Below are 19,001 nucleotides of genomic sequence, written 5' to 3'. Positions count from 1 at the left end.
TGCCTGACGATATCATGACACTAGCCTGTTTGTCCGTGGGCGTATCGGATCAGGCCGCCAGCAGTTGCTTGCGGTCGACGCGCTCCTGCTGCGGCGAGCGGGCGTAGAGTTCTCGGTAGCATTTGGAGAAATGCGATGCCGAGACGAAGCCGCAGGCGACCGCCACCTCGACCACCGGCATCGAGGACTGGATCAAGAGATGCCTGGCGCGGTCGAGCCGGATTTCGAGATAATAGCGGGCGGGGGAGCGGCCCATCTCGGTGCGGAACAGCCGCTCGATCTGGCGGCGCGACAGGTCGACATGGTCGGCGATCTCGATCAGTGACAGCGGCTCCGACAGATTGCCCTCCATCAGTTCGATGATGGTCAGCACCTTTGAGTTCTGGACGCCGAGGCGGGCGCGTAACGGCAGGCGCTGGCGGTCGGTGGGGCTGCGTACGCGGTCGGTCAGCACTTGCTCGCAGACGCGGTTGACGAGGTTCTCGTCAAAGTCGTCGCCGATCAGCTTCAGCATCATGTCGAGCGCGGCAGTGCCGCCGGCGCAGGTGTAGATATTCTGGTCGATCTCGAAGAGGTCGGCAAAGACATTGGCCTTCGGAAACGCCTCTGAAAAGCCCGGCAGGTTCTCCCAGTGGATGGCGCAGCGCTTGTTGGACAACAGGCCGGCGGCGGCGAGGATATGCGCGCCGGTGCACAGGCCGCCGACGGCGACGCCGCGATTGTATTCCTCGCGCAGCCAGGCGAAGGCGGACTTGTTCTGGTAGCGCTCGACGTTGATGCCGCTGCAGACGATGGCCATGTTTGGCCGGTCGGGACCTGCCATCTTCTTGCGCTCATCCTCGAGCGAGGTGTTGACCGCGCATTCGACCCCGTTCGAGGCGCGCACCGGCTTGCCGTCGATGCTGGCGAGGCGCCAGCGATAGGCCTCGTAGCCGAGCATGCGATTGGCCGAGCGCAGCGGGTCGAGCGCGGTCGCAAAAGCGATCATGGTGAAATCGGGAATAAGGAAGAATACAAACGATCGCTTGATCGGATGCTTTACCGCGTTCAAGGGAACCTCACACAGCCATGGCGCGAACAGGATGTCGCGAATAGCATAGCGACATCAGGAAAAACCATGTCTGTCAATCGGCTACGCCGCTACGACAAGATTAAATTTGCGACATGGGTCGCAAATGGGCAATCGGCGTGCAGCGAGCCCTGGAAGTGGCACGAACTGTTCAAGGGACGGGCAACGTACGGCCTGCGCACAGAACAAAACGCCGCTCTGGCTGGAGCCAGGCGGCGTTGCAATTTTAAAGCAGCGGCAGGGATGCGCTGCCTCTAGAAATCTTCAGGCGATGAAGCCGAGGCGCGCCGCATTCATGGCGCCGGTCTGGCCGGGCATGGTGTTGGCAAGACGCTGACGCTCGAGAGCGGTGGTCAGGTTCATTTCGCGGCGGGCAAAGAGGCGTGCAAAAAGCTTCATAATCATCTCCATTTGTTGCTTAGACGGGTCGCCTTCGCTTGATGGAGTGGGGCAGCTCGTTTGCTGGCGCTGATATAGGCTTGTGTAAGTAGAAACTAAATCGCAAAAGCGAAGCGCTTGATATGAAATGCGACATCGATTGCGACAGATTTGAGCAAGGTGCCCAAAATTTACGATTATTTACAAGGCATTAATTGGAAACAGGAGCCGCTATGCGGCTTTCTCATATGCGTCATGCGCCGGCGACATGGCTCCAAAGCTCAGTTGAATACAAGTAAAACAGAGAAGGCCTGCCGGGCGGGCTGCGCGGCAGGCCTTCAGCACATGGTACACACGATCTACTTTGCTCCAGCCCAGGATCCGATGCCATTGCGAGTACCGGTCTTGGTGTCGGAAGCTTCAGGCCAGCCGATGTCCTTCTGCAGTTCGATCGGCAGGGAGCGGATAGCGCGCTCGGTCTGATAGCGCGCGCGTGCCGCGCTGAATTCGGTCGCGATGCGACCAAGGGACGACAGGATAGACATCTCTTTCTCCTTTGGGTTGGCTAGTGCCAGACAGCGAGTTGGCTACTGCGGGTTTGTTTCAACTTCATTTCGTGTCGAATGCAGGTCTGTGTCGAGGTCGTTTCATGGCTGCTTGTGGCAGCTACTGCTTCGATGGAGTTGACTATCCACCCATTCTGATGTTCAATCAAACGAAATGGAATGATGTTTTGTATCAGAAAAATTGAAGGTCGGTTGCCATGAACGCCCCGCTCAATCATCCGCTGCCACTGCTCGATCTCGATGTTTTGCGCACGTTCGTGGCGATTGCCGAGACCGGCAGCTTCACCACCGCCGCCAATGCCGTGTTCCGCACGCCGTCGGCCGTTTCCATGCAGATCAAGAAGCTCGAGGACATTCTCGGCCGCTCCGTGTTCGCGCGCGACGCTCGCTCGGTGTCGCTGACGACGGACGGCGAGATGCTGCTCGGCTATGCCCGCCGGCTGCTGTCCATCAATCGCGAGGTGGTGTCGAAGTTCATCATTCCCGACATTGTCGGTGTGGTGCGGCTTGGCTCGCCGGACGATTACGGTGAGCGCGTGCTGCCGCATGTGCTGAAGCGTTTCGCGCAGTCGCATCCGTCGATCGCCGTCGACGTCACCATAGACCAGAGCAGCAATCTGCGCCGGCGCATGGACGACCGGGCGCTCGACATCACGCTGTTGACCAATTCCTACAAGACCAGCGCGCTCGGCGCCGAGGTGCTGCTGACCGAGCCCATCGTCTGGGCCGGTGCCAAGGGCGGCTGTGCGCATCTGCGCGAGCCCTTGCCGGTATCGCTGTGGGAAGAGGGCTGCGCCTGGCGTGCCGGGGCGCTCGACGCGCTTGGCCGCGAGGGCCGCAACTACCGCATCGCCTATATGAGCGCGCACACGGCCGGCCAGCGCGCCGCGATCATGTCCGATCTCGCCGTGGCGCCATTGCCGAAGTCGTTCCTCGGCAACGACATGGTCGAACTCTGCCCGAAGGACGGCATGCCCGACATCGGGACCTACAATCTGGCGATGGTGGTGGCGCCGGATGCCAGTGCCCCCGTCAAGGCCGTTGCCGACCACATCCGCGCGACTTTCGAAGTCTTCCGGGAAACCGGCAAGTTCTGACCGGCTGGCAAGGACGATAGTATAGAGCTACTCCGCCGCTTCGGCGGGGCGCTGTTCATGCCTTACTCTCGTATCGTGCACGATCCGGCTCTCCCCGAGAAAGGCGACGATGCGCTCGCGGGCGCGCCGCGCTTCCGGCATGTCGATCAGCGGCCAGACGTGGAACATGCCTTCCTCATAGACAAGATCGATTTCAACGCCGGCTGCGCGGGCTTTTTCGGCGAAGATCAGATTGTCGGGAGTCAAAAGATCGCGCGAGCCGGTCAAAAGCAGCGTCCTTGGCAGCACGGACAAATCTCCATAGACCGGGCTGATGTGCCAATCGCTGGGATCGATGCCGGCACTGTACAGGCGAATTGCCTCTCGTCCGCCAGCTATGCCCAGCCAAGGGTCGTTGCGTTCCGCCTCGAACACTGCGGGATTGGTGAGCGACACGTCGAGACCCGGCGAAATGAGCACATGCCGCGACGGCAGGGGCAGTCCTTCTTCGGCGGCCATCATGGTCAGCACCACAGCCATATTGCCGCCGGCGGAATCGCCCATGAAGACGATGTCTTCGGCTTCCGTCTCGGCGAGCATCTGCCGGTAGACATCGCCAACCATTCCGAACATGGCATGGAAATCGTGTTCGGGAGCGATTGGATAGATCGGCACCGTGATCCCGTAGCCCAGCCGATCCGCCATCTCGGCGATTAGGTGCCAATGATAGGGTGTGATTTCAAAGACATATGCACCACCGTGCAAGTAGAGAATCCGCTTCTGCTCGCCGGTCCTGGGTGCGATTTCGTAGACGGGGAAGCCATCGACCGTATGCATCTCGATGTCGAGACGCTGGTGCAGCGAGGCGGGCGGCCGGTGGTTCTCGGTCTTGCGCGCGGCCGCGATCCAGCGCTGCAGATTTTCCGGACTGGCAAATGCCTGCTTGCGGCTGTGCCGCAGGACAAAAGACACGACATGGCTTTTCAAACTTGGCATGCGGATACGCGAACTTCGGCCAAAGCCGACTAAGAGAACCCCCACTATCTTCGAAGATCGTGCCGTGGCCGAAAATGTCAAGATTCGCGCCGTATCTACACGCTGGTGTGATCCGCGCCGCGATGCTCAGCGGCGCGGCAAAAGTGCGGCACGCAGCCGGTTGCTGGTGGTCGCCGGGGACATGCGAGATCCCCGGCGCATGCCGAGCAATTTGCATTTGTCTGCGAAGGTCATCAGCGCGCGGCGCTCCAGATGGTGTTGATGAGTGCTGCCTTTTCGCTGGATCGCGGCGACACCGGCCAGCCGATGTCCTTCTGAATCTCAGGCGGCAGGCTGTTCAACAAGCGCCGCGCCTTGCTGCGGTCGTGAGCATTCTTGATGGCCGTGCCATAGCGGCCGAGGCTTTCGAGCATTGACATCGTTGTCTCCTCTGGAGCGTTGCGACGGCTGAAAGATATCTCCAGCCTGCCATTCGATGCCGGTTGAATGCGCCTGCCATGTATCTGGCGAATTTCACGAAAACAGCGTTTTGGTTTCCGGATCAAGCGATCCGGAAACATTTGCATGCAAATGAGTTTGGAAAGGCGGTGGCCTGGGCGCGGCCGCTTATTCCCGTCCACGCCTGGCGGCGTGGCCTTCGCGCGAACGCCGTCGGGGAGCGGCGTCGCCGGCAACGCCGTCCTCGCTGATCGTCTTGCGCGGCGGCAGTTTCACCGCTGCCGACAGTTTTGGGAACGGATCGACCTTGTTGGGCAGCGCCATGGCGTAGACGAAATGCTCCTGGAATTTCGGTTCCAGCGCCGTCTCGATCTTCTCGATCTTGCTGACCGTGTCCTCGATCTCGCGGCGGTAGCCGCGATTGAGCAGCGCCATGCGGGCGCCGGCACCTGCGGCGTTGCCGACGGCCGAGACCTTGTCGAGGTCGCAATCCGGGATCAGCCCGAGCACCATGGCGTATTTCGGATCGATGAAGGAGCCGAAGGCGCCGGCGAAATGGATGCGGTCGACATGCTCGGTGTTCTGCTTTTCCATCAACAGCTTGGTCCCGGCATAAAGCGCTGCCTTGGCAAGCTGAATGGCGCGCACATCGGTCTGGGTGATGGTGATCTTCGGCCCATCTTCCGTCAATGCGGCGGAGCCTTCCTTCAGCACATAGGAGAAGGTGCGGCCGTTGGCGGTGACGCGCGGCGAACGGGCCGAAAGCCCGCCGTCGATGACGCCGTCCTCGGAAATGATGCCGGCGAGATACATCTCGGCCACCACCTCGATGATGCCGGAACCGCAGATGCCGGTGACGCCGGTTGCCTGGACGCTCTCCAGGAAGCCCGGTTCGTCGGACCACAGTTCCGAGCCGATGACGCGGTATTTCGGCTCCAGCGTGTCTGGGTCGATGCGCACGCGCTCGATGGCGCCGGGTGCTGCCCGCTGGCCGCCGGAGATTTCGGCACCCTCGAAGGCAGGGCCGGTGGGCGAGGAAGCCGCAACCACCCGCTGGCGATTGCCGAGTACGATCTCGGCATTGGTGCCGACATCGACGATCAGCATCATCTCGTCCTGGCGATGCGGGCCTTCCGACAGCGTCACCGCCGCCGCGTCCGCTCCGACATGGCCGGCGATGCAAGGCAGCATGTAGAGCCTGGCGCCCTGGTTGAGCTTCAAGCCGATGTCGGATGCCTTGATATGCACGGCGCCCGAAACGGCCAGCGCAAAGGGCGCGCCGCCAAGCTCGGTCGGATCGATGCCGAGGAACAGATGGTGCATGATCGGATTGCCGACGAAGACGCTGTCCAGGATGTCGTTGCGCTGGACATTGCCTTCGGCACAGACCTTGTCGACGAGACCCGAGATCGCCTCGCGCACGGCGACCGTCATGCCTTCGCGCCCGTCAGGATTCATCATCACATAGGAGACGCGGCTCATCAGGTCCTCGCCGAAGCGGATCTGCGGGTTCGAGGTGCCCGACGAGGCGGCGACGCGGCCCGACAGCAGCGATACCAGATGCATGGCGATGGTGGTCGAGCCGATGTCGCAAGCCAGCCCATAGGCTTCGTTCTTGAGGCCGGGCCAAAGTGCCACGACGCGCGCGGTCTCTGAGTCGGCATCCTTGTAGATCGCGGCGGTCGCGGTCCAGTTGCCCTTGCGCAGGATGCCTTGCACCTGCGGCAGCAGATAGAAATCGAAATCGAGGCTTTTCAGGCCCCAGTCGTGCATCAGCGCGATCTTCAGCCGGTCGAGATCGCCAAGCGGCTTGTGCATGTCGGGTTCTTCGATCTCGACATAGCACATGCGGATCGCCGAATCGCGGGCGATGACCCTGGTGTCGGCATCCTTGCGGATGGTCTGCGCGTTGATGACGGTGTCCTGCGGCACGTCGATGACGAGGTCGCCGAGGATCTGCGCCGAGCAGGAGAGGCGGCGCCGTTCGGGCAGGCCGCGGACGCGCTCATAGCGCTCTTCCTTGGCACCCTTGGGCGTGATGTGGTCGTTGGAGGAGGTGATCTTGTGCTTGGCGAAATTGCCTTCCTGCACTTCGATCTGGCAGCGTCCGCAGGTGGCGCGTCCGCCGCAGACGCTTTCGACATAGACGCCAAGCTGGCGCGCGGCATCAAGCACCGGCGTGCCGACAGGAAACCGCCCGCGCTTGCCGGACGGCATGAAAAGCACGAGCGGATCGGTGATGTTTGCAGGTGAGTTCACGATTGCGCGCTTATCCTCGGCCCATCCGGGCTTCACGGCCGCCACGGCGGCGGCCGCCATTGCCGGCGCCGTCGCCCGGCGCGTTGACCTGCGTCGGGGCGGCGACGGCCTGGCCGCCTTCGGCCGGCTTGTAGTCCTTGTAGGTCCTGATCCAGTTGGTGCAGTTCTCGTCGGTGCCGTTCAGCACATTGGCGCCGCGCACGGCTTCCATTTCCTGCGGGCGCACCGGGTTCATGATGGCTGATGTCATGCCGGCGCCGATCACCATCGGGATGAAGGCGGCGTTGATGCCGTGGCGATGCGGCAGGCCGAAGGAGATGTTGGACAGGCCGCAGGTGGTGTTGACCTTGAGTTCTTCGCGCAGGCGACGCAGCAGCGCGAACACCTGGCGGCCCGCATCGCCCAGCGCGCCGATCGGCATGACCAGCGGGTCGACGACGACGTCATGCGCCGGAATGCCGAAATCGGCGCAGCGCTGCACGATCTTCTTGGCGACGGCGAAACGCACGTCCGGATCCATCGAAATGCCGGTCTCGTCGTTGGAGATGGCGACGACAGGCACATTGTACTTCTTCACCAGCGGCAGGATGGCTTCGAGCTTTTCTTCCTCGCCGGTGACGGAGTTGACCAGCGGGCGGCCCTTGGCGACCTTCAACGCGGCTTCGATCGCGGCGGTGACGGAGCTGTCGATCGACAGCGGCAGGTCGACAAGCCCTTGCACGATCTCCAGCGTCTGCACCAAGAGGCCGGGTTCGGTCTCGTTCGGATTGACCGAGGTGACGCCCGCGTTGACGTCGAGCATGGTGGCGCCGCAGGCTGCCTGCTCCAATGCGTCCCTGATGACGGTCTCGAAATTGCCCGCGATCATCTCGGCGGCCAGCTTCTTGCGGCCGGTCGGGTTGATGCGTTCACCGATCACGCAGAACGGCTGGTCGAAGCCGATGATGATTTCTCGTGTCGCCGAAGCGACGATGGTACGGGTCATGAATTCTCTCCGCCGTGATATAAAGATTTCTTTATATCGTTGTCTGGTTTCGTTCAAGCGAATGGGTGGCCGTCCGCGCTTCGCCTCGAGTTAAAGTATGTCGTTGTCCCAAAACCGGTTCCCACTTTTGGGCGACATACATCAGTGCGCGGTCTTCACCATGTCCACCTGCGTTTCGGTAATGTCGTCGTGCAAGATGCTGTCGAGCCGGTCGGCGACAAGCTGGTCGTCGCGACGGATCTCGCGTTTCCACGGCTGGCGGCCCTTCAGCACGCCCGATTCATCGACGATCTCGGCGACATATTCCTCTTGCCGGTAGGCCATCACGTGAACGCCGGAAACGCCTGATATTTCCTTCACCTCGTTGATGATGTCGATGCAGAGCTGCTTGCCTTCCTTTTTCTGGTCCTGGGCGCCTTCCAGCCGCTTGACGACAGAATCGGGAATATGGATACCCGGCACGTTGGAGCGGATCCACTTGGCTGTCTTGGCCGAGGCGAGCGGGCCGACGCCAACCAGAATGAAGCATTTTTCGGTGTAGCCGAGGTCGCGCACCTTCTGCATGTAAGTGCGGAACATCGGCACGTCGAAGCAATACTGGCTCTGTACGAATTGCGCGCCGGCGGCGATCTTCTTGCCCAGGCGATGCGGCCGGAAATCGATCGGCGGCGCGAACGGGTTGATCGCAGCACCCAGGAAAAGCTGCGGCGGCGTCGTCAGCTTGCGGCCGGACAGGAACTTGCCGTTGTCGCGCATGATGCGGCAGGTTTCCAACAGTGACATGCAGTCGAGGTCGAACACCGGCTTGGCGCCGGGCTGGTCGCCGGCCTGCACGCCGTCGCCGGTGAGGCACAGCATGTTGGCCACGCCCATGGCGGCACCCCCCAGCACGTCGCCCTGAATGGCGATGCGGTTCTTGTCGCGGCAGGCGATCTGCATGATCGGCGCATAGCCCATGCGGGTCAAAAGCGCACAAATGCCGACCGACGACATGTGGCAATTGGCGCCCGATGCGTCGACGGCGTTGATGGCGTCGACCCAGCCATCGAAGATTTTTGCCCTGTTATAGACGTCTTCCGGATCGGCACTGTCGGGCGGGTTGAGTTCCGTGGTCACCGCGAACTCGCCGCGCCGCAGGACGCGTTCCAGCCGGCCGCGCGAGGTGTGGCCGGGCAGGGGTTCGAGCGGCAGGTGGATGCCGGCCGGGTTCTCGTCGCGCTGGCGGCCGATCATGCCGACGCCCCGGTGTTGGCCGTCTCATTCTTGGCGGCAGCGGCCGCTTCGCGCGCGGTGGCCGCCTGCGCGGTCACCCGCAGCCAGGCCGAGGTTTCGCGCAGTGACTGGTCGACCGGCTTCTGCACGGTCAGGATCCTGTCGCCGTGCACCATGTTTTGCGAGCCTTCCCAGGCCTTGACCCAGACGCAGGGCATATCGGGCTCGACCTCGCAATTGCCGTTGGCGCGGACGCCGCCGCAAGGGCCGTTGCGCAATTGCTTGGGGCAGTTCATCGGGCACGACATGCCGGTCGAGGACAAGATGCACTGGCCGCACATGCGGCAGTCGAACATGAAGCCCTTGACGCGCTTCTCGACGAATTTGATCGGTCCTTCGACGCGGCCGTAGCCTATGCCCTTCCAGAGGGGATGGAGGAGCAGAAACATGTCGGCGAATTTGGCGTAGAACCATTCGAGCAGACGCGAATGCCTGATCGACCACAGCCGAACCGCAAAGGAACGCTGCACGCGCCGCTGCGGCGACACGTCGGCCGGCTTGTAGTCGGATTTCGGCGCTGCCTTCTTGACCAGAGTGGCTTGGGTAACCGGCTGGACAACCCTTTGGCCATCCTTGGCAGGAATGGTTTCAGACATTTTCTTTGCCGCCTGCCTTGACCAGGGCGACCAGCCGCTCGCGGTCGTATTTCGTGTCGATATCGTTGAATGCCTTCTCGACCTCGGCTTCGAGGTCGTCGCCGACCGGGACGGGATCGGCCTTGCGCCATTCGGCCAGATAATCGTCGGTGCCGCCGGCGCCAGTGCGCATCGCGCACATGTCGATCGCCTCGGTGAAGCGCAGCGGCAGTTCGCGCTTGGCGTTCTGCCGGCCCTTCTTGACGATGATTTGGGCTGGGATGTCGCGCCAGTAGACGACGATCAGATCGGCCATGAATTCTCACTCCTCGATCTGCGAGCATTGCCGGAAGCGCAGTGGGGCCGCTTGTTATGGGACGACGCGCGCGCATTCAAAAGCGACGCATTTGGATGTCGTAAAATGAAAGGTGGGTTTATTCGTTTGCGGCGTGTGCTGGCGGCAGGTTCGACGCGCCGGAAGAGCCAGCGTGCGGCATGCGGATACGGGCGAGGAACTCGCTACCAGATGCCGGTTCTGAGGCCCGTCCAGACGTAGAACCAGATCGTCGGATGATACCACAGCTTCGAAGGCAGGCCGGGATCGATCGTCGTGAGTTTTCCAGCCAGTGCATCGCTGACGGCCTCGACGCAGATGTCGCGCGAGAACGCCGTCTGGCGTAGCGCGTGACTTGAGATGGTGTCGCCCTTTTTCGATCGTCCGCGCGCCTGCTTCAGCACGCCACCGGTGTCGACGCCAGCGTCGACGAGGTGGACAGTCGTGCCGAAATTCTGCGCATCGCCTGATACCAGAGCCCAATAGCCGCCATTCATGCCGCGATATTTCGGCGTGATGCCCGCATGGTAATTGAGCACCGGGCAGGGCATTTTGCTCAGCATCTCCGCCGAGATTAGTCGGCAACCGTTGAGCAGCACAACGCCTGGCCGGATCTTCTGGATTACCTGCAGGCACTCAAGCCCATTGGCCGAGGATACTTGGATGATCTCCTGGCCTGGTCGCGGCTCAACCTCCAGCTTCTCCTCGGCAATCAATCGCGCGCTATGGCCGGCCAGGAATCGCTTGCCCAACCTGCTCAGCACCATCGTGCCAAGCTGGCCCATGGCGGAGATCCAGCCTTGGCGGCGAGCCCGGCCACGCAGCAATTGCTTTTTGGATTCAGGGGTTTCGAGGACGACGCTGACAGGACCAACGCGATCGGCGATTGCATTGATCATAGCCCAGACATGCTGGCCGCCTCCGGTGACGACCACGATCCGCGTGCTGGATTCTGATGCTGCCATGGATATTGCCCCCTCCAAGCAACCCGTTCTTGATAATGGTTGGGATGCTAGGGCGTCCGGGTTAATCCTTGGTGATCAGCCTTCGATACACAGTCAGCGCTTGAATTCGATGATATCGAGCTTCGATTCGTAGTAGGGCGCCGGAAATTCGATACGCCATTCCTTGGCGCTGTTGCGGAAGGCGTAGCCGACCTGGTCGGTTTGCGGGCCGCTTCCATAGGGCTTTGCCGGATCATCCTTGACATAGAAGGAGCCGAGATAGATCGCGCGTTTCTCGCCATCGTCGAAGAAGCGGCCCTTGGTGCGCTGCGAACCGCTCATCTTTTCCAGCCGCCAGCCGGAACCGTCGTCGGTCACCTTGCACTTGAACCAGCCATAGATGACGAGCGGCAAAGGCCCGCCGGCCTTGATGGTGCGGCACCGCCAACTGCCGGTCAGGTCCTTGTCGGAAAAGGCCACCAGCGGTTTTGCCAGCAAGGCGTCGAGTTGCTTGACCTCGGCCGCGTCTCCAGCTTTCGCTTCGGCAAGCGCCGCCTTGCGCGTCTCGCCATAATTGTCGAGCCGCTTCTTGTCGGCCGGGGTGATGAGTTTCTGTATCTCGCCATCGGCATGAGCGGGCAGGGCGAAACAGAGGAGACCGAGTGCGGCTATCAAGAGGCGAGGGGTCATCGTGCGTTTCCACGTTCGAATGGCTGGAGGGCCTGTTGCCTTGTGGCGCACAACTTACCCGTTCTCGATGGCCTGTCATCCAGGGTTGGAGCATGGCGGGTCAAGAATTGCTTCAGGCGTGTGCAGCCGCCTGCGCCATTCCGGCCGTCAGGTCGCCGTAGCCGGTTGCGCGGCGTTCATAGACGAGACCAAGCATTTTTGCGGCTTTTTCGGCGACCTTGTCGAGTTCCGGATCGTTGGTCTGGGCCAGGTAGATCAGCTTTTCGTAGTTGCCGAAATAGTCCGTGATCAACTCCGGGTGCTTGTCGAGGCCAAGCGGCTTCATGAAGAAGGCGTCGAACTGCCGGCAGAGGAAGTCGGTCATGTAGAACGACATCATGTCGTCGTCGGCGATTTTCGCGTAGGCTTCCATGCCTTGATAGAAGGCAAAGCAGTGTGGCCCGGCCATGCGCTCGACACCGTGCTTCTCGCATATACGGTCGAGCAGGCCGCCGGTGCCGCAATCGGCATAGCCGACGAAGATGTTGACGTAGCCTTCCGCCTTGGCCTTTTCGATTGCCTTGTCCATGGCCGGGGCGATGCGGTCGGGATAGAAATGGAATTCCGCCGGCAGGCAGGTCAGGTCGAGGTGATCCAGTCCGAGCTGTTCCTTGACGGCCAGAACTTCGCGCGCAATCATCCCACAGGCGATAACCAGCAGCCTGTCGTCTTGATTCGGTTTCGTTTTTTGCGTCTTGACCATGGAGCCAGTCGAGCCGGCCTTCGTTGCTGTGGGGCTAATTTATCTATTGAGGGAGACACCGTCCATGAAACTGCTACGCATCACGCCAATTGCCATTCTGGCCTGCGCCCTGGCCCTCACGGCCTGTGCGAACACCGTCCGCGGCGTCGGCAAGGACGTCAAATCAACTGCCAATGCGGTCGAGGAAACCGTCAACAATCCCTGATCCGCGCTCGGCCTTCTTCATCTGGGAACAAAAAAGCCGCGCTGCAAGGCGCGGCTTTCTTGATATCCATGCCGAAACGGCCAATCAGGCCGAAGCCCGCAAATTGTGCTTGCGCTTCATGTAGTCCTTCGCGGTCTCCACGGCCACCGCAGCGTCGCGGCAATAGGCATCGGCGCCGACGGCCTTGCCGAATTCCTCGTTCAGCGGCGCGCCGCCGACCAGCACGACATAATCGTCGCGGATGCCCTTTTCCTTCATCGTATCGATGACGACCTTCATGTAAGGCATGGTCGTGGTCAGCAGTGCCGACATGCCGATGATGTCCGGCTGGTGCTGTTCGATCGCATCGAGATATTTCTCGACCGCATTGTTGATGCCGAGATCGATGACGTCGAAGCCAGCACCTTCCATCATCATGCCGACGAGATTCTTGCCGATGTCGTGGATGTCGCCCTTGACGGTGCCGATGACCATCTTGCCCTGCTTCGGCGCGCCGGTGGCGGCGAGCAGCGGACGCAGGATGAACATGCCGGCCTTCATCGCATTGGCCGACAACAGTACTTCGGGCACGAACAGGATGCCGTCGCGAAAATCCTCGCCGACGATGCGCATGCCTTCGACCAGTGCCTCGGTCAGCACCTTGTAGGGCACCCAGCCGCGCTCGAGCAGGATGTTGGTGCCTTCCTCGATCTCTTCCTTCAGCCCGTCATAGAGATCGTCGTGCATCTGCTGCACCAACTCGTCGTCGGAAAGTTCGGAAAGGATGATCTCGTCGTCGGACATTTGTATCGAGCTCCTGCCGGCATCGCGACCATGTCGCAAGGCACACATCTTCGCGTTCATACCTAACCCGCTGAGGGCATGTATCCATAGCTGATTTGCGACTTCCCGCAAAAGGAAAGCGACCGTAACTCTCTTGGAATTCTTGTCGATTTTGCGACAGGCGTTGGCGCTGGCGGGCCGTTTCGAATAGGGTGCATGGCTACGATCTGGCAAGAAGCGGCGAGATGCAGCCGCTATGGATTCCAGACAAGAACAGATTCAGGGAAGAACCACCATGAGCGAACACGCGGCAGTCGATCAGGAAGCGTCAAACGCGCGACGTGGGCGTGGCGCCAGCGGCGGGGCTGCAGCCCGGCGGGCAGCACGTTCGGGCGGTGGCCCGGGTACGCAGCTCACCTACATCAAACGCAAGATCAACGTTTACGAGGTGCTGGACGAGGAAGGCCTGGCGCTGATCGAAAAGAACACCGACACGGTGCTCGAGGAGATCGGCATCATCTTCCGTGATGACGCGGAAGCGCTGCAACTGTGGAAAGAGGCCGGCGCCGACGTCAAGGGCGAGCGCGTGCACTTTCCGAAGGGGCTGTGCCGTTCGCTGCTCAAGACCGCGCCGTCCGTCTACACCCAGCATGCGCGCAATTCCGAGCGTTCGGTGCAGATCGGCGGCAATGCCACCGTCTTTGCGCCGGTCTACGGTCCGCCCTTCGTGCGTGACCTCGATGGCGTCAGGCGTTATGCGACGATCGAGGATTTCCAGAATTTCGTGAAGCTCGCCTATATGGCGCCGTCGATCCACCATTCGGGCGGCACGGTGTGTGAGCCCGTCGACGTGCCGGTCAACAAGCGCCACCTCGACATGATCTACAGCCACATCAAATATTCCGACAAGCCGTTCATGGGCTCGGTGACCGCGCCGGAACGCGCCGAAGACACCGTCGCCATGGCCAAGATCGTGTTCGGCGACGATTTCGTCGAGAACAACACGGTGCTGACCAGCCTGATCAACGCCAACTCGCCGATGGTGTTCGACGAGACCATGCTCGGCGCGCTGAAAGTCTATGCGCGCCACAACCAGGCCTGCATCGTCACGCCGTTCATCCTTGCGGGCGCGATGAGCCCGGTGACGGTGGCCGGCACGCTAACGCAGGTCCTGGCCGAAGTGCTGGCCGGCGCCTCGTTCACGCAGTTGATCCGTCCCGGCGCGCCGGTGCTGTTCGGCACCTTCGCCTCGTCGATTTCGATGCAGTCGGGAGCGCCGACCTTCGGCACGCCGGAGCCGTCGCTGGTGTCTTATGGCGCCGCGCAGCTGGCGCGTCGGCTGGGCCTGCCGTTCCGCACCGGCGGCTCGCTCTGCGCGTCCAAGGTTCCGGATGCTCAGGCGGCCTATGAAAGCGCCAACACGCTGAACTCGACCATCCTGGCCGGCACCAACTTCGTGCTGCACTCTGCCGGCTGGCTCGAGGGCGGGCTCGCGTCCTGTTATGAGAAGTTCATGATGGACATCGATCAGCTCGGCATGACGCAGAAGTTTTCCGAGGGCGTCGACCTGTCGGAAAACGGCCAGGCGATGGACGCCATCCGCCAGGTCGGCCCCGGCAGCCACTATCTCGGCTGCGACCACACCCAGGCAAATTTCCAGACCGCCTTCTACCGCTCCAACATCGCCGACAACAATTCCTATGAGCAGTGGCTGGCCGAAGGTGAGAAGACCGCGCCGCAGCGTGCCAACGAACTCGCCCGCCGCTGGCTGGAAAGCTACGAGGCGCCGTATCTCGATCCGAGCATCGACGAAGCGTTGAAGGACTTCATCGCCAAGAAGAAGGGGTCGATGCCCGACGCCTTCACTTGAAAGGAGCCCGAGTCAGGCGGGGCTAAAGTCGCCAACATCATCCACAAGGAAGTCTGGCGGAGCGCGTTCTCCGATCCGGTCAAGAAGGAATGATTGCGCCTGCCGGCAGCGTTGATCTTATTGCTGAGGCGCTTCTCGCTAACGGCCTTGTTCTTCGTGGCGGTTTCAATTTTGCACCAGGCGAAGCGCCGCCAACGGGATCATCAGGTGCGCCGGCAGCGGCCGTCCTGCTGGTGGGGCAGGCTGGCGCGGCACCCTGGCTGCATTTCCTGCGTTGGCGGGAGCAGCAGCCACAGGCAATCGCCAATCCGCTCGATACGTGGTCACGCGAAGTGATTGGCGCGGTGGCGGAGACATTTGGAGCGCGGGCCGTTTCCCCTTCCGACAAGCCTTATCTGCCGTTCCAGCAATGGGCGATGCGGGCGGAGGGGCTGAGGCCGTCGCCGCTCGGCATCCTCATGCATCCGCAATACGGGCTCTGGCACGCCTATCGCGGTGCGCTGCTGTTTGACGACGAGCTTCCGGTTCAGGCCGCTGAGGCAGCGCCCCACCTTTGCGATACCTGTGTCGAGAAACCCTGCCTGAAATCCTGCCCGGTCGACGCCTATTCCGCACAAGGATTCGCCTACCAGTCCTGTCTGGTGCATATGCGAGGGGTGAATGGCGAGCCGTGCCGTAGCGGCGGCTGCCTTGATCGAAATGCCTGTCCGTATGGCACGGCCTATCGCTATCCCTTGGAGGTCCAGGCGTTTCACATGGCAAGCTTTGCGGCAGCGGCCGACTGATCGAAATGCGACGCTGATACCCGTTTCGCATCGGTGCGTGTATGCGGATTCCAAGAGAGCATCTTGACGGCTGGCAGGTGCAAGCCTATTCATCAAGTCATCAGATGACTTGATGAATAGGCTTCATGCAACCCGCCATCAGAACCAATCTCACTGACAGCGCGGCTGAGAGCCTGCGTGCCGAGATCGTCAGCGGCCGCTGGGGCGTCGGCGAGCGTATTCCCAATGAGGCAGCTCTTACCGATCTTTTGTCGGTCAGCCGTGGCACGGTGCGTGAAGCGGTGAGGGTGCTGGTTTCGCAAGGTTTGCTCGATACGCGTCAGGGCTCGGGTACCTATGTGCGCTCCGCCGTCGATGCCTCTGCCTCGCTCGACCGGGTCAAACGCAGCGGCTTGCGCGATCAGTGGGAGGCGCGGGCGGCGCTGGACCTCGAGGCCGCGAGGCTCGCCGCCTTGCGTCACACGCCAGCCGACCTCGAGCGGATGCGGCAATTGCTTGCCGCGCGCGGCACCGTCGCCGACGGCGGAAGCGAAGCCTTCATCCGGCGCGATCTTGCTTTCCACAAATCCGTCGTCGCGGCGTCCGGCAACAGGGCGATGATGGAGCTCTATGACTTCTTCACCGCCGCCATCACCGAGACCATCCATGCCACCATCGACGGCGATCTGCCCGAACCGGACCACCAGGCGCATGCGGCAATCGTCGACGCCATTGCCGCGAGCGATCCCGAGCGCGCCGTTGCCGCCGTCCGAGCCTTCATGGCGCCGGTGCTTGCCCAACTTGAAAGACTGCTTTCGCAATGAACGAGACTTTTCGTCAGCCTGACCCGAAGGCGCAATCCGAGGCCATCGAGGGGCTGCAGCTCATCGATGCGGAAGCCGACAGCCTGCCCGTGCCGCAGCCGCCTGAACTGCACAGCCGTGCGGCGCGTATCGTGCTCGGAGCGAGCCTTGTGCTGATCGCCTTCAGCCTGCGGCCGCTGTTTTCCAGCCTGTCGGTGCTGTTGCCCGAAGTGATGCAGGCGACCGGGCTGTCGACGACCGGCGCCAGCCTGCTGACGACGCTGCCCGTCCTGTGCCTGGGTCTGTTTGCGCCCTTCGCGCCAAAACTTGCCCAACGCTATGGGGCGGAACGCACCTTGCTCGGCGCGCTCGCCTTGCTGGTGCTGGGAACCGGGCTGCGCGGGTTCGGATCAGTGCCGCTGCTGTTTATCGCCACCTTCCTTGCCGGCGGCTCGATTGCCATCGGCAATGTGCTGCTGCCGGGCCTGGTGAAGCGCGATTTCGCCGACAGGGCCGCTGTCATGACCGGGCTCTACACCATGGCGCTCTGCGCCGGTTCGGCCGCCGCCGCGGGCTTCACGCTGCCGATCGAGCATTTTGTCACCGGTTCATGGTCCGGGGCACTCGCTGCTTGGGCGGTGCCTACATTGGTCGTGCTTTTGATCTGGATTCCGCAGGCGCTGGGCAGCCGTCGGCAGGTCAGTCATCGCGGCTTTCACGTCGTCGGGCTTTGGCGCGATCGCCTGGCTTGGCAGGTGACGCTGTTCATGGGGCTGCAGTCGGCACTTGCCTATTGCATCTTCGGCTGGCTGGCGCCGATCCTGCGCGAGCGCGGCTTTGACGCGGCCACCGCCGGTGCGATGGTTTCGGTGTCGGTGATGGCGCAGGTCATCACGTGCCTCGCCGTGCCATCCTTTGCGATGCGGCTGAAGGACCAGCGCGGCATCAATGTGGCGCTCGTTGCCACGGCGGTGATCGCGCTGCTCGGCATTCTCTTTGCGCCGACCTCGACGGTGCTGTTCTGGGCGGTCCTGCAAGGCATTGGGCAGGGGGGCCTTATCGCGGCTGCCATGAGCTTGATCGTGCTGCGTTCGCCGGATTCGCATGTCGCCGCGCATCTTTCAGGCATGGCGCAAGGCGTCGGCTATGTACTGGCGGCATTCGGCCCGCTGCTGGTGGGCCTGATCCGCGATTGGACCGGCAGTTTTTCGGGGACGGCGTTCCTGTTCGTCGCGCTCGGGCTTGGCGTAGCCATCATGGGGCTCGGTGCCGGCCGTGCGCTGCATGTCGGCGCGCGGACCGTGCGCGAGGGCGAGCAATAGCGTCACGCAATCCTGCACGAAATGTTGACTGTCAGGTTCAGGGAACGCCTTGCCGTATCGGCTTGGCCGGATATGTATCGCGCATCAATCGAACGGAGCGGGCGATGACGAAGCAGGACCTGCAGATCAAGACCAGGGATGGCGTTGCCAAAGCAGGGCTTTTTCACTCGGCAAACGCATCTCCTGCCAAGGCCGGCGTCATTCTCTATCAGGACGCCTTCGGTCCGCGACCGGCGCTCGACAGCCTGGCCGAGCGGCTGGCGAATGAAGGTTATGCGGTGCTGGTGCCCGACCTGTTCTACCGCAACGCGCCTTACGGGCCGTTCGACGCCAAGACCGCGTTCGTCGAGGAAAAGACCAAGACAGCGCTGATGGCGCTGGTCACCGGCACGACGCAGGAGATGACCATCAGCGACAGCGGTGCATTCCTCGACGCGCTTGCGGCGGAAGGCATCACCGGGCCGATCGGTACCGTCGGCTATTGCATGGGTGGCGGCCGGGCACTGAATGCGGCTGCAACCTATCCCGACAGGATCAAGGCGGCGGCAAGCTTCCATGGCGGCAATCTGGCCAGCGACGCCGCCGACAGCCCGCATCGTAAGGCAGCCTCCATCAAGGCGCGCGTCTATATCGGCATGTCGGGTGTCGACAGAAGTTTCCCGCCGGAACAATCGATGCGATTGGAGGAAGCGTTGCGGGTTGCGGAAGTCGACCACGTCATCGAGAACTATGCCGGCATGGCGCATGGCTGGTGCGTGCCCGATCATAGCGTTTTCAATGCCGCGGGTGCCGAACGCCATTGGAAGCGGCTGACGACGTTGTTCGCCGAGACGCTGATCTAAGGTCAGGGGTCGCGCCCCTGAGCAGGACGCTACGTGACTTTGAACCAGAATGGCAGCCGATGCGGCGAAGAGTGAGCGATGCTTGCCCTTTCGACGGCGGCAGATGACT

General features: G+C 62.1%; 21 protein-coding genes. 7 read left to right on the top strand and 14 right to left on the bottom strand.

Going from position 1 to position 19,001, the window contains the following annotated elements; genetic code table 11:
- Window positions 1-49: 49 nt before the first annotated feature.
- The 3 genes from NKH97_RS07470 to NKH97_RS07460 all read right to left on the bottom strand — a co-directional run bounded on the left by NKH97_RS07470 (window position 50) and on the right by NKH97_RS07460 (window position 1,992).
- Window positions 50-988 (bottom strand): GlxA family transcriptional regulator, encoded by a 939-nt coding sequence (locus tag NKH97_RS07470; RefSeq protein ID WP_348625597.1) that lies wholly within the window; start codon window positions 986-988, stop codon window positions 50-52.
- Window positions 989-1,333: 345 nt separating this feature from the next.
- A complete protein-coding gene (locus NKH97_RS07465) occupies window positions 1,334-1,468 on the bottom strand; it encodes a hypothetical protein (protein WP_023812324.1) in 135 nt (44 codons plus the stop codon).
- Between the two features lie 338 nt (window positions 1,469-1,806).
- Window positions 1,807-1,992: a hypothetical protein gene (locus tag NKH97_RS07460; RefSeq protein ID WP_013531162.1), complete on the bottom strand. Its 186-nt coding sequence runs from the start codon at window positions 1,990-1,992 to the stop codon at window positions 1,807-1,809.
- 218 nt (window positions 1,993-2,210) lie between these two features.
- On the opposite strand from NKH97_RS07460, the gene NKH97_RS07455 reads away from it, so the two are divergent.
- Window positions 2,211-3,110: a LysR substrate-binding domain-containing protein gene (locus tag NKH97_RS07455; RefSeq protein WP_127291815.1), complete on the top strand. Its 900-nt coding sequence runs from the start codon at window positions 2,211-2,213 to the stop codon at window positions 3,108-3,110.
- A gap of 27 nt (window positions 3,111-3,137) precedes the next feature.
- Here the strand turns inward: NKH97_RS07455 and NKH97_RS07450 are convergent, their stop codons facing one another.
- From NKH97_RS07450 to NKH97_RS07405, 10 genes are all read right to left on the bottom strand, one after another.
- The gene (locus tag NKH97_RS07450) at window positions 3,138-4,085 is read right to left on the bottom strand and encodes an alpha/beta hydrolase (protein WP_128304386.1); all 948 of its coding nucleotides are present in this window, start codon (window positions 4,083-4,085) and stop codon (window positions 3,138-3,140) included.
- A gap of 233 nt (window positions 4,086-4,318) precedes the next feature.
- Complete coding sequence (locus tag NKH97_RS07445; protein WP_348629751.1) at window positions 4,319-4,498, bottom strand: hypothetical protein; 180 nt, start codon at window positions 4,496-4,498, stop codon at window positions 4,319-4,321.
- Window positions 4,499-4,691: 193 nt separating this feature from the next.
- On the bottom strand, window positions 4,692-6,842 hold the full coding sequence (locus NKH97_RS07440) for an ASKHA domain-containing protein (protein ID WP_352795916.1): 2,151 nt from the start codon (window positions 6,840-6,842) through the stop codon (window positions 4,692-4,694).
- The gene (locus NKH97_RS07435; RefSeq protein WP_023812319.1) at window positions 6,793-7,767 is read right to left on the bottom strand and encodes a methyltetrahydrofolate cobalamin methyltransferase; all 975 of its coding nucleotides are present in this window, start codon (window positions 7,765-7,767) and stop codon (window positions 6,793-6,795) included. Before NKH97_RS07435 ends, NKH97_RS07440 begins: the two co-directional genes overlap by 50 nt.
- A gap of 141 nt (window positions 7,768-7,908) precedes the next feature.
- The gene (locus NKH97_RS07430; RefSeq protein WP_352795913.1) at window positions 7,909-9,000 is read right to left on the bottom strand and encodes a methylenetetrahydrofolate reductase; all 1,092 of its coding nucleotides are present in this window, start codon (window positions 8,998-9,000) and stop codon (window positions 7,909-7,911) included.
- Window positions 8,997-9,635, bottom strand: coding sequence for a methylenetetrahydrofolate reductase C-terminal domain-containing protein (locus NKH97_RS07425; protein WP_128304382.1), 639 nt, complete (start codon window positions 9,633-9,635; stop codon window positions 8,997-8,999). The genes NKH97_RS07430 and NKH97_RS07425 overlap by 4 nt, the downstream gene beginning before the upstream one ends.
- Entirely contained in the window at window positions 9,628-9,930 is a 303-nt protein-coding gene (locus tag NKH97_RS07420; RefSeq protein ID WP_023812316.1) for a virulence factor, read from the bottom strand. The genes NKH97_RS07425 and NKH97_RS07420 overlap by 8 nt, the downstream gene beginning before the upstream one ends.
- Window positions 9,931-10,133: 203 nt before the next feature.
- The gene (locus NKH97_RS07415) at window positions 10,134-10,913 is read right to left on the bottom strand and encodes a formyl transferase (RefSeq protein ID WP_128304381.1); all 780 of its coding nucleotides are present in this window, start codon (window positions 10,911-10,913) and stop codon (window positions 10,134-10,136) included.
- A 93-nt stretch (window positions 10,914-11,006) separates the two neighbouring features.
- Complete coding sequence (locus NKH97_RS07410) at window positions 11,007-11,582, bottom strand: DUF4893 domain-containing protein (RefSeq protein WP_352795910.1); 576 nt, start codon at window positions 11,580-11,582, stop codon at window positions 11,007-11,009.
- Between the two features lie 112 nt (window positions 11,583-11,694).
- Entirely contained in the window at window positions 11,695-12,324 is a 630-nt protein-coding gene (locus NKH97_RS07405) for a DUF1638 domain-containing protein (protein ID WP_352795908.1), read from the bottom strand.
- Between the two features lie 64 nt (window positions 12,325-12,388).
- Between NKH97_RS07405 and NKH97_RS07400 the strand changes: the two genes are divergently transcribed.
- Window positions 12,389-12,529, top strand: a complete 141-nt coding sequence (locus NKH97_RS07400; protein WP_352795906.1) for an EncA/B family entericidin — start codon at window positions 12,389-12,391, stop codon at window positions 12,527-12,529.
- 84 nt (window positions 12,530-12,613) lie between these two features.
- Here NKH97_RS07400 and NKH97_RS07395 read toward each other — a convergent pair whose 3' ends face one another.
- The gene (locus tag NKH97_RS07395; protein ID WP_352678289.1) at window positions 12,614-13,312 is read right to left on the bottom strand and encodes a cobalamin B12-binding domain-containing protein; all 699 of its coding nucleotides are present in this window, start codon (window positions 13,310-13,312) and stop codon (window positions 12,614-12,616) included.
- Between the two features lie 274 nt (window positions 13,313-13,586).
- Between NKH97_RS07395 and NKH97_RS07390 the strand changes: the two genes are divergently transcribed.
- The 5 genes from NKH97_RS07390 to NKH97_RS07370 all read left to right on the top strand — a co-directional run bounded on the left by NKH97_RS07390 (window position 13,587) and on the right by NKH97_RS07370 (window position 18,892).
- Window positions 13,587-15,161 (top strand): trimethylamine methyltransferase family protein, encoded by a 1,575-nt coding sequence (locus NKH97_RS07390; RefSeq protein ID WP_127382453.1) that lies wholly within the window; start codon window positions 13,587-13,589, stop codon window positions 15,159-15,161.
- An 89-nt stretch (window positions 15,162-15,250) separates the two neighbouring features.
- Window positions 15,251-15,946, top strand: a complete 696-nt coding sequence (locus tag NKH97_RS07385) for a 4Fe-4S dicluster domain-containing protein (RefSeq protein ID WP_352795903.1) — start codon at window positions 15,251-15,253, stop codon at window positions 15,944-15,946.
- A 125-nt stretch (window positions 15,947-16,071) separates the two neighbouring features.
- Entirely contained in the window at window positions 16,072-16,749 is a 678-nt protein-coding gene (locus NKH97_RS07380) for a FadR/GntR family transcriptional regulator (protein ID WP_352795901.1), read from the top strand.
- A complete protein-coding gene (locus tag NKH97_RS07375) occupies window positions 16,746-18,050 on the top strand; it encodes a CynX/NimT family MFS transporter (RefSeq protein WP_352795899.1) in 1,305 nt (434 codons plus the stop codon). The genes NKH97_RS07380 and NKH97_RS07375 overlap by 4 nt, the downstream gene beginning before the upstream one ends.
- Before the next feature lie 104 nt (window positions 18,051-18,154).
- A complete protein-coding gene (locus NKH97_RS07370; RefSeq protein ID WP_352439871.1) occupies window positions 18,155-18,892 on the top strand; it encodes a dienelactone hydrolase family protein in 738 nt (245 codons plus the stop codon).
- Window positions 18,893-19,001: the final 109 nt, after the last annotated feature.

The organism is Mesorhizobium sp. M0870 (genome assembly GCF_040319775.1).
Lineage (GTDB): Bacteria > Pseudomonadota > Alphaproteobacteria > Rhizobiales > Rhizobiaceae > Mesorhizobium.
This window is presented reverse-complemented; position numbering and strand designations above follow the sequence as displayed.

Bases quoted from the DNA above. Each gene is read 5' to 3' on its own strand.
- NKH97_RS07370 (WP_352439871.1), top strand. From the start codon at position 18,155: ATGACGAAGCAGGACCTGCAGATCAAGACCAGGGATGGCGTTGCCAAA.
- NKH97_RS07470 (WP_348625597.1), bottom strand. From the start codon at position 988: ATGATCGCTTTTGCGACCGCGCTCGACCCGCTGCGCTCGGCCAATCGC.
- NKH97_RS07415 (WP_128304381.1), bottom strand. From the start codon at position 10,913: ATGGCAGCATCAGAATCCAGCACGCGGATCGTGGTCGTCACCGGAGGC.
- NKH97_RS07445 (WP_348629751.1), bottom strand. From the start codon at position 4,498: ATGCTCGAAAGCCTCGGCCGCTATGGCACGGCCATCAAGAATGCTCAC.
- NKH97_RS07395 (WP_352678289.1), bottom strand. From the start codon at position 13,312: ATGTCCGACGACGAGATCATCCTTTCCGAACTTTCCGACGACGAGTTG.
- NKH97_RS07380 (WP_352795901.1), top strand. From the start codon at position 16,072: ATGCAACCCGCCATCAGAACCAATCTCACTGACAGCGCGGCTGAGAGC.
- NKH97_RS07455 (WP_127291815.1), top strand. From the start codon at position 2,211: ATGAACGCCCCGCTCAATCATCCGCTGCCACTGCTCGATCTCGATGTT.
- NKH97_RS07375 (WP_352795899.1), top strand. From the start codon at position 16,746: ATGAACGAGACTTTTCGTCAGCCTGACCCGAAGGCGCAATCCGAGGCC.
- NKH97_RS07435 (WP_023812319.1), bottom strand. From the start codon at position 7,767: ATGACCCGTACCATCGTCGCTTCGGCGACACGAGAAATCATCATCGGC.
- NKH97_RS07460 (WP_013531162.1), bottom strand. From the start codon at position 1,992: ATGTCTATCCTGTCGTCCCTTGGTCGCATCGCGACCGAATTCAGCGCG.
- NKH97_RS07420 (WP_023812316.1), bottom strand. From the start codon at position 9,930: ATGGCCGATCTGATCGTCGTCTACTGGCGCGACATCCCAGCCCAAATC.
- NKH97_RS07385 (WP_352795903.1), top strand. From the start codon at position 15,251: ATGATTGCGCCTGCCGGCAGCGTTGATCTTATTGCTGAGGCGCTTCTC.
- NKH97_RS07465 (WP_023812324.1), bottom strand. From the start codon at position 1,468: ATGAAGCTTTTTGCACGCCTCTTTGCCCGCCGCGAAATGAACCTGACC.
- NKH97_RS07405 (WP_352795908.1), bottom strand. From the start codon at position 12,324: ATGGTCAAGACGCAAAAAACGAAACCGAATCAAGACGACAGGCTGCTG.
- NKH97_RS07425 (WP_128304382.1), bottom strand. From the start codon at position 9,635: ATGTCTGAAACCATTCCTGCCAAGGATGGCCAAAGGGTTGTCCAGCCG.
- NKH97_RS07430 (WP_352795913.1), bottom strand. From the start codon at position 9,000: ATGATCGGCCGCCAGCGCGACGAGAACCCGGCCGGCATCCACCTGCCG.
- NKH97_RS07450 (WP_128304386.1), bottom strand. From the start codon at position 4,085: ATGCCAAGTTTGAAAAGCCATGTCGTGTCTTTTGTCCTGCGGCACAGC.
- NKH97_RS07390 (WP_127382453.1), top strand. From the start codon at position 13,587: ATGAGCGAACACGCGGCAGTCGATCAGGAAGCGTCAAACGCGCGACGT.
- NKH97_RS07410 (WP_352795910.1), bottom strand. From the start codon at position 11,582: ATGACCCCTCGCCTCTTGATAGCCGCACTCGGTCTCCTCTGTTTCGCC.
- NKH97_RS07440 (WP_352795916.1), bottom strand. From the start codon at position 6,842: ATGGCGGCCGCCGCCGTGGCGGCCGTGAAGCCCGGATGGGCCGAGGAT.
- NKH97_RS07400 (WP_352795906.1), top strand. From the start codon at position 12,389: ATGAAACTGCTACGCATCACGCCAATTGCCATTCTGGCCTGCGCCCTG.